The following is a 6092-nucleotide window of genomic DNA, read 5'->3' as shown; positions in this document are numbered from 1 at the left end:
GCGGCCGCGGAGTCCGAGCTGCTCGCGACGGTCGCGGGCAGCGTGCTCCGCGGCGAGGGCGCCCTGCAGGCGCTCGTCAGCCGGACCCGCGAGTCCTTCTCGCTCGCCGGCGTACGCCTCGTCGCCGGTGAGCAGGTCCTTGCCGTCGACGGCGAACCGACCCGCGGAGGCGACTTCACGAGCATCCCGATCGGCACCCGCGCGGTGCTCGAACTGCACGGCGGGGTGCTCGCCGCCTCCGACCGCCGCCTGCTCGCCGTCATCGCGGCGCAGCTCGACGCCTCGCTCGAGCACACCGATCTCCGCGCAACCGCCCGGGAGGTCGGCCCGCTGGCAGCGACCGACCGGGTGCGGAGCGCGTTGCTCTCGGCGGTCTGTCACGACCTCCGGCGCCCCCTCGCCGCTGCGACCGCCGCCGTCACCGGCCTGCGCGCGACCGACGTCGAGCTCACCACGGCGGACCGCCGCGACCTCCTCGAGACCGCCGACGACAGCCTGCGCACCCTCGCGGCCCTCGTCACGAACCTGCTCGACGTCAGTCGCCTCCAGGCCGGTGTCCTCGCCGTGACCGTCGCCCCGATCGACGTCGAGGACGCGATCCTGCCGGCCTTCGACGAGCTCGGCATCGGTCCGCACGACGCCGAGCTCGATCTCGCACCCGACCTCCCTCCCGTCCTCGCGGACGCCGGCCTCCTCCAACGCGTCATCGTGAACCTCCTGACGAACGCGCAGCGTTTCAGCCCCGACGGCACCCCCGTCCGGATCGCGACGAGCGGCTTCCGGGACGCCGTCGAGATCCGCATCGTCGATCACGGCCCGGGGATCGCACCCGACCGGCGGGAGGACGTGTTCGTCCCCTTCCAGCGCCTCGGCGACACCGACAACCTCACCGGTCTCGGCCTGGGACTCGCGCTGTCGAAGGGCTTCGTCGAGGGGATGGGTGGCACACTCGAACCGGAGGACACGCCGGGTGGGGGCCTCACCATGGTGGTGTCGCTGCCGGCGGCACGTGATCAGGAGGGGACCGCTCGATGAAGATCCTGATCGCCGACGACGACCCGCAGATCCTCCGGGCCCTGCGCATCACCCTCACCGCCCGGGGCTACGAGATCATCACGGCCGAGGACGGGACCGCTGCGCTCAACGCCGCGACGACGCACCGGCCCGACCTGTACCTGCTCGACCTCGGCATGCCGGGACTCGACGGGCGGCAGGTGATTGAGGGCCTCCGCGGCTGGACCGACGCGCCGATCCTCGTGGTGTCCGGTCGCGCCGGCTCGACCGACAAGGTCGAGGCGCTCGACGCCGGAGCCGACGACTACGTGACGAAGCCCTTCGCGATCGACGAACTGCTCGCCAGGATCCGCGCCCTCACCCGGCGAGTCCCCGGCGCCGAGGCCGAACCCACCGTGCGGTTCGGCGACATCGTGGTCGACCTCGCTGCGAAGCAGGTCACCAAGCAGATCCCTGGTGCGTCCCCGGCCACCGTCCGCCTGACGCCGACGGAGTGGCAGGTGCTCGAGCTGCTCATCCGGAACGCCGGCAAGCTCGTGACCCGACAGATGCTGCTCACGGAGATCTGGGGTCCGACGCACGTGACCGACACCGGCTACCTGCGCCTCTACATCGCGCAGCTGCGGAAGAAGCTCGAACCTGAGCCGGCCACTCCCCGCCACCTGCTCACCGAGGCCGGCATGGGGTACCGCTTCCAGCTCTGAGCGAGGGCTCGCGTCGAGTCGGGCAGGGTAACAGGTTGCAGCGCCCGAGGCCATGCCCCCGGAATCGCAGCTTGCACGCGTACCGTCGCAGTCGCGTCCGGGCTTTCCGGACGAGACCCACGCAGGTACCGCAGAACCAGAGAGGATGGCGCCCATGACCCAGGTCATCGAAACCATCGACGTCGACGTTCCCGTCTCCGTCGCCTACAACCAGTGGACCCGCTTCGAGGACTTCCCCAAGTTCCTCGACGAGGTCGACTCGATCACGCAGGTCACCGACACCCTTACCGAGTGGACGGTCAGCGTCGCCGGACAGACCCGCACCTTCGAGGCGGAGATCACCGAGCAGCACCCCGACGAGCGCGTCGCCTGGACCAGCACTGGTGGCGAGGTCGACCACGCCGGCGTCGTGACGTTCCACCGCCTCGAGGAGGCCAAGACGCGCGTCACCGTGCAGCTCGACTGGGAGCCCAAGGGGCTCCTCGAGCACCTCGGCGCAGCCGTCGGTGTGGCCGGCCATGCGGTCAAGAAGGACCTCGGCAACTTCAAGCAGCTCGTCGAATCCGAGGGCCAGACCGGACAGGGATGGCGTGGCGATGTCAAGTGACGGCCCCCGCCCCGGTCCCCCGCACACGCACGACGACGACGTGAAGCACGATGTGCCGAAGCCCGAGGAGGTCGACCCCGAGACGGGGACCGACGCCGAGGGCGACCCCGTCGAGAACCCGTCGGGCTAGCAACACGCCCGTCACACCGCATCACCGCCTCTAGGCTCGGAGCATGAGTGCTCGCGCCGGTCAGGCGAACCCCCGCCCCGCGCTGTCCGCCCCTCTTCGGCGGCGGCGCGGGGCGATCTTCGTCTTCATGCTCACCGTCGGCGTGGGCCTGTCGTCGTTCATCGTCCGGACGCCCGCCGTCCGCGACCTCGTCCACGCGAGCACCGCCGAGATGGGACTCATCCTCTTCGGGATCTCCGTCGGCTCGATGACGGGCATCCTCTCGTCCGCCGCGCTCGTCCGTCGGTTCGGTGCGCGTCGCCCGATCATCATCGGCGGAGTGGCGTTCGTCACCGGGCTCGCTCTCCTCGCCCTCATGGCGGGTGCCGGGCAGGGCGTCGGTGTCTTCCTCGGGCTGATCGGCATCGGCCTGGGCTTCGGCCTCGCCGAGATCGCGATCAACATCGAGGGCGCGATGATCGAGCAGCTGTCCGGACGGTCCATCCTGCCCGTGCTCCACGGCTGCTACAGTCTCGGGTCCGTCATCGGCTCGGTCGCCGGCATCGCGCTCACGGCGATCGCCTTCCCGGTGATGATCCATCTGCTGATCGTCGCGACCGTCGCGCTGGTGGCGCTGCTGTGGGCGATCCCGAAGATCCCCGCCGAGACGGGACGACAGTCGGACACGGGTGCCGGCTCCCCCGGGATCCGTGCGCAGCTCGCGGTCTGGCGGCAGCAGCGCGTGATCTTCCTCGGCCTCATCGTGCTCGCCCTCGCGCTGGCCGAGGGCGCCGCCGGCGACTGGTTGCCGCTCCTCATGGTCGACGGGCACGGCACCACGGCGGCGGTCGGATCGATCGTCTTCGCCGGGTTCGCACTCGCCATGACGATCGGTCGCTTCGCCGGCGAACCGCTCCTCGCCCGCTTCGGCAAGGCCAACGTGCTGCGGGTGAGCGCGCTCGTGTCGGCGGTCGGCATCGCGCTCGTCGTGTTCTCCGACAGTGTGCTCGTCGCGGGGCTCGCGGTCCTGCTGTGGGGGCTCGGTGCGGCGCTCGGCTTCCCGGTGACCCTCTCGGCGGCGGGTGAGAGCGACGATCCGACGACGACCGTCGGGGCGGTGGCTTCGGCCGGCTACGTCGCATTCCTCGTCGGGCCGCCGTTGCTCGGGTTCCTCGGGGAGCACTTCGGTCTGCGCGGCGCGATGATCGTGGTGCTCGCCGTCGTCGTCCTGGCGTCGTTCCTGACGTCCGCGGCGAAGCCCCAGGAGCGGCAGCGGACGGCCTCGCCTACCGGTCCCTGAGTCGTTCCGCTCAGCGCGGGTGCCGCTTGGAGCGCCGGATGTATCCGGGCAGCAGCACGCGGCCGGAGACGCCCGTGCGGCGGGCGAGGATCTCGCCGAGCGTGACGCCGGCGGCGAGCGCGAGGCCGGTGAGGCCCGCCTGCAGCAGCTGTTCGATCCCCTCGGAACCCTGCTCGCCGTTCACGAGCGCGAGCATGCCGCGGTAGATCGCGAGCCCGGGCAGCAGCGGCACGATCCCACAGATGGTGAGGATGATCGCCGGGATGCGCAGCCGCGGGCCGAGCGCCTCCGCGGCGAAGCCGATGATGAGCGCGGCGAGCGCACTGGCTGCGGCGGGCGCGACGCCACTGCCGGAGACGAACACGAAGACGGAGAACGCGATCGCGCCGGTGACCCCGGCGAAGAACGCTGCACGGAGGGCCGCCTGCGAAGCCATCGCCCAGGCAGCGGAGGCCACGGCCGCGCCGACGATCTGCACGGCGACGGGCCACGGGCTCACCGGGAGGTCGAAGAGGACCAGGGAGATGCCGAGGCGCCGGGCGAGGTCGAGGACGCCACCGATGCCGACCACGATCCCGATCGTGAGGAGCATCACCTCGACGAGCCGTCCGCTCGCGGTGACGGGGAACCCGTTGATCGCGTCGTCGGCCGCTCCCACCAGGGATGCCCCGGCGAGGAGGACGACGATGCCCGACGCGACGATGAGGGCCGGCGGCAGGGCCGAGAGGTCGTCCGGGACGTAGGGGCTGAGGATCGAGATGAGGACGGCGACGGTCGTGGCGATGGCCGCCCCGGTGAGTTGGAGGAAGAAGACCGGCAGCTTCCAGACGTTCAGTGCGCGGAACGCGCTGTCGATGAGCGCGGTGGTGGCGGCGGCGAGCAGCATCGAGACGACGCCACCCCCGAGGAGGACGGCGACGGCCGCCGCCATGGTCGACAGCAGCACGGTGACGAAGCCGCGGCGGTAGGTGCGGCGTGCGGTGAGGATGCGGTCGAGGTCGCGGTGGGCGGCGCCGAGGCGGGCGTGCAGTTCGTCACGGAGGTCGGCCTCGTCGTCGCGGGCGACGTCGGTGACCGTCATGATCGGTTCGGATCGGTTGGTGATGCCCTCGGCGACCACGACGACCTTGGCGAGGCGGTCGAAGTCGGCGGAGGGCGAGCGGACCACGCGCAGCACGGTGACGCCCGGCGACAGCTCGGACCCGTCGTGCGCGATGAGGATGGAGGTGAAGGTGAGGTCGACCTGGCATTCGAGGTCGAACGCGCGGCACACGCGACGGATGGCGTCGGTGACCTCGGCCGCTGCTGCTCCAAGAGCCAGCATCGACTCGCCGATCCGGCCGGCCAGCTCGAGCACCTCGCGCACGGGCCGTTCCGCATTGAGGCGGACGACCGCCTGCTCGTCGACGCCCTCCGGCGCCGCTCCTCGGACTCCCCCGGCCAGCTGACTCAGCAGCGAACGCATACCCACCCGCTCATCGTACGAGCCACCGGTGACGGCGGGCTCGCCCTGGTGTTCGGCGGTCGTCTGTGCGAGGCGATGGGCGGGTCCGAGCGGCCCAGATCCTCGTGATCATCTCGAATGTCAGTGGTCCATGTTGGACTGGAGTCATGACCGAGACCGCCACGTTCGAGGGCCCCGAGGTGCACGAGCGCTCGGGGTATCCGGAGCACCCGGAACACCCGAGCGATGCCTTCGCGGCTCGGATGGCGTCGTTCACCGACCGCTTCGTCGATCTCGCCCGGCGCCGCGCGGCGCTCGACGCCGAGGAGGCACGGCTCCTCGCCGAGGCGTTCGCGTATGCCGACGCCACCGCGTCAGCGCTCGTCTCCGCGAGCACCACCTCCACCGACGCACGCGACCTCGCGAGGCGCTCGATGTGCGCGTCGCTCGCGATCGCCACGAGGATGTCCGAGCCGACGCTCCAGGCGCGCGTCGGCGACGCCGAGGCGCTCGTCCACCACGCACCCAGCGTGCTCGAGGCGCTCGCGGAGGGTGCCATCAGCGGCGGTCACGCCCGCGCGATCACCGACCAGTTGCGCGACGTCCCGGCGGAGGGCCGCGCGGTGTTCCTGGAGCAGGTGCTTCCCGTCGCCCTTCGATCGACGACCGCACGCCTGCGTCAGCGCGCGAGGGTCGTGCGGGAGCGGCTGCACCCCGAATCGTTCACCGCCCGACGCACGCGCTCGATCGCCGACCGCCGTGTCGAGCTCGAGGCTGCGGCCGACGGCATGGCCTGGCTGCACCTGTTCACCACTGCCCCGCTGGCGCACGCGATCAGGAACCGCCTCGACGCCGTCGCGGTCCCGGCGCGGATCGCCGGCGACCCCCGCACGCTCGCGCAGCTGCGCGCCGAT

General features: G+C 71.5%; 7 protein-coding genes. 6 read left to right on the top strand and 1 reads right to left on the bottom strand.

The features are described from left to right. The 5 genes from IFT89_RS19355 to IFT89_RS19335 all read left to right on the top strand — a co-directional run. The coding region (locus tag IFT89_RS19355) for a sensor histidine kinase (protein ID WP_244650872.1) at nt 1-1035 on the top strand (1035 nt) is incomplete at its 5' end. After that, nucleotides 1032-1718, top strand: coding sequence for a response regulator (locus IFT89_RS19350; protein ID WP_191940289.1), 687 nt, complete (start codon nt 1032-1034; stop codon nt 1716-1718). The genes IFT89_RS19355 and IFT89_RS19350, both read left to right, overlap by 4 nt. 154 nt (nt 1719-1872) lie before the next feature. Next, a complete protein-coding gene (locus IFT89_RS19345) occupies nt 1873-2325 on the top strand; it encodes an SRPBCC family protein (RefSeq protein WP_191940288.1) in 453 nt (150 codons plus the stop codon). Beyond that, nucleotides 2315-2455 carry a hypothetical protein gene (locus IFT89_RS19340; protein ID WP_159877259.1) on the top strand — a complete coding sequence of 47 codons (141 nt, stop codon included), beginning with the start codon at nt 2315-2317 and terminating at the stop codon, nt 2453-2455. The genes IFT89_RS19345 and IFT89_RS19340 overlap by 11 nt, the downstream gene beginning before the upstream one ends. Nucleotides 2456-2498: 43 nt before the next feature. Continuing rightward, the gene (locus IFT89_RS19335; RefSeq protein WP_202939782.1) at nt 2499-3734 is read left to right on the top strand and encodes an MFS transporter; all 1236 of its coding nucleotides are present in this window, start codon (nt 2499-2501) and stop codon (nt 3732-3734) included. A gap of 10 nt (nt 3735-3744) precedes the next feature. Here the strand turns inward: IFT89_RS19335 and IFT89_RS19330 are convergent, their stop codons facing one another. Continuing rightward, nucleotides 3745-5199, bottom strand: a complete 1455-nt coding sequence (locus tag IFT89_RS19330; protein ID WP_244650874.1) for a threonine/serine ThrE exporter family protein — start codon at nt 5197-5199, stop codon at nt 3745-3747. Nucleotides 5200-5345: 146 nt separating this feature from the next. Here IFT89_RS19330 and IFT89_RS19325 point away from each other — a divergent pair. Then, nucleotides 5346-6092 (top strand): DUF222 domain-containing protein (locus IFT89_RS19325; protein WP_202939780.1); only part of this gene is annotated, 747 nt, incomplete at its 3' end.

Origin of the sequence: Plantibacter sp. CFBP 13570 (assembly GCF_014841395.1) — a bacterium.
Taxonomy (GTDB): Bacteria; Actinomycetota; Actinomycetes; order Actinomycetales; family Microbacteriaceae; genus Plantibacter; species Plantibacter auratus.
The sequence above is the reverse complement of the archived record's forward strand: the minus strand, read 5'-3'. Positions and strand labels throughout refer to the sequence as shown.

Coding starts and splice junctions, on each gene's coding strand:
- IFT89_RS19335 (WP_202939782.1), top strand. CDS start 2,499: ATGAGTGCTCGCGCCGGTCAGGCGAACCCCCGCCCCGCGCTGTCCGCC.
- IFT89_RS19340 (WP_159877259.1), top strand. CDS start 2,315: ATGTCAAGTGACGGCCCCCGCCCCGGTCCCCCGCACACGCACGACGAC.
- IFT89_RS19330 (WP_244650874.1), bottom strand. CDS start 5,199: ATGCGTTCGCTGCTGAGTCAGCTGGCCGGGGGAGTCCGAGGAGCGGCG.
- IFT89_RS19345 (WP_191940288.1), top strand. CDS start 1,873: ATGACCCAGGTCATCGAAACCATCGACGTCGACGTTCCCGTCTCCGTC.
- IFT89_RS19350 (WP_191940289.1), top strand. CDS start 1,032: ATGAAGATCCTGATCGCCGACGACGACCCGCAGATCCTCCGGGCCCTG.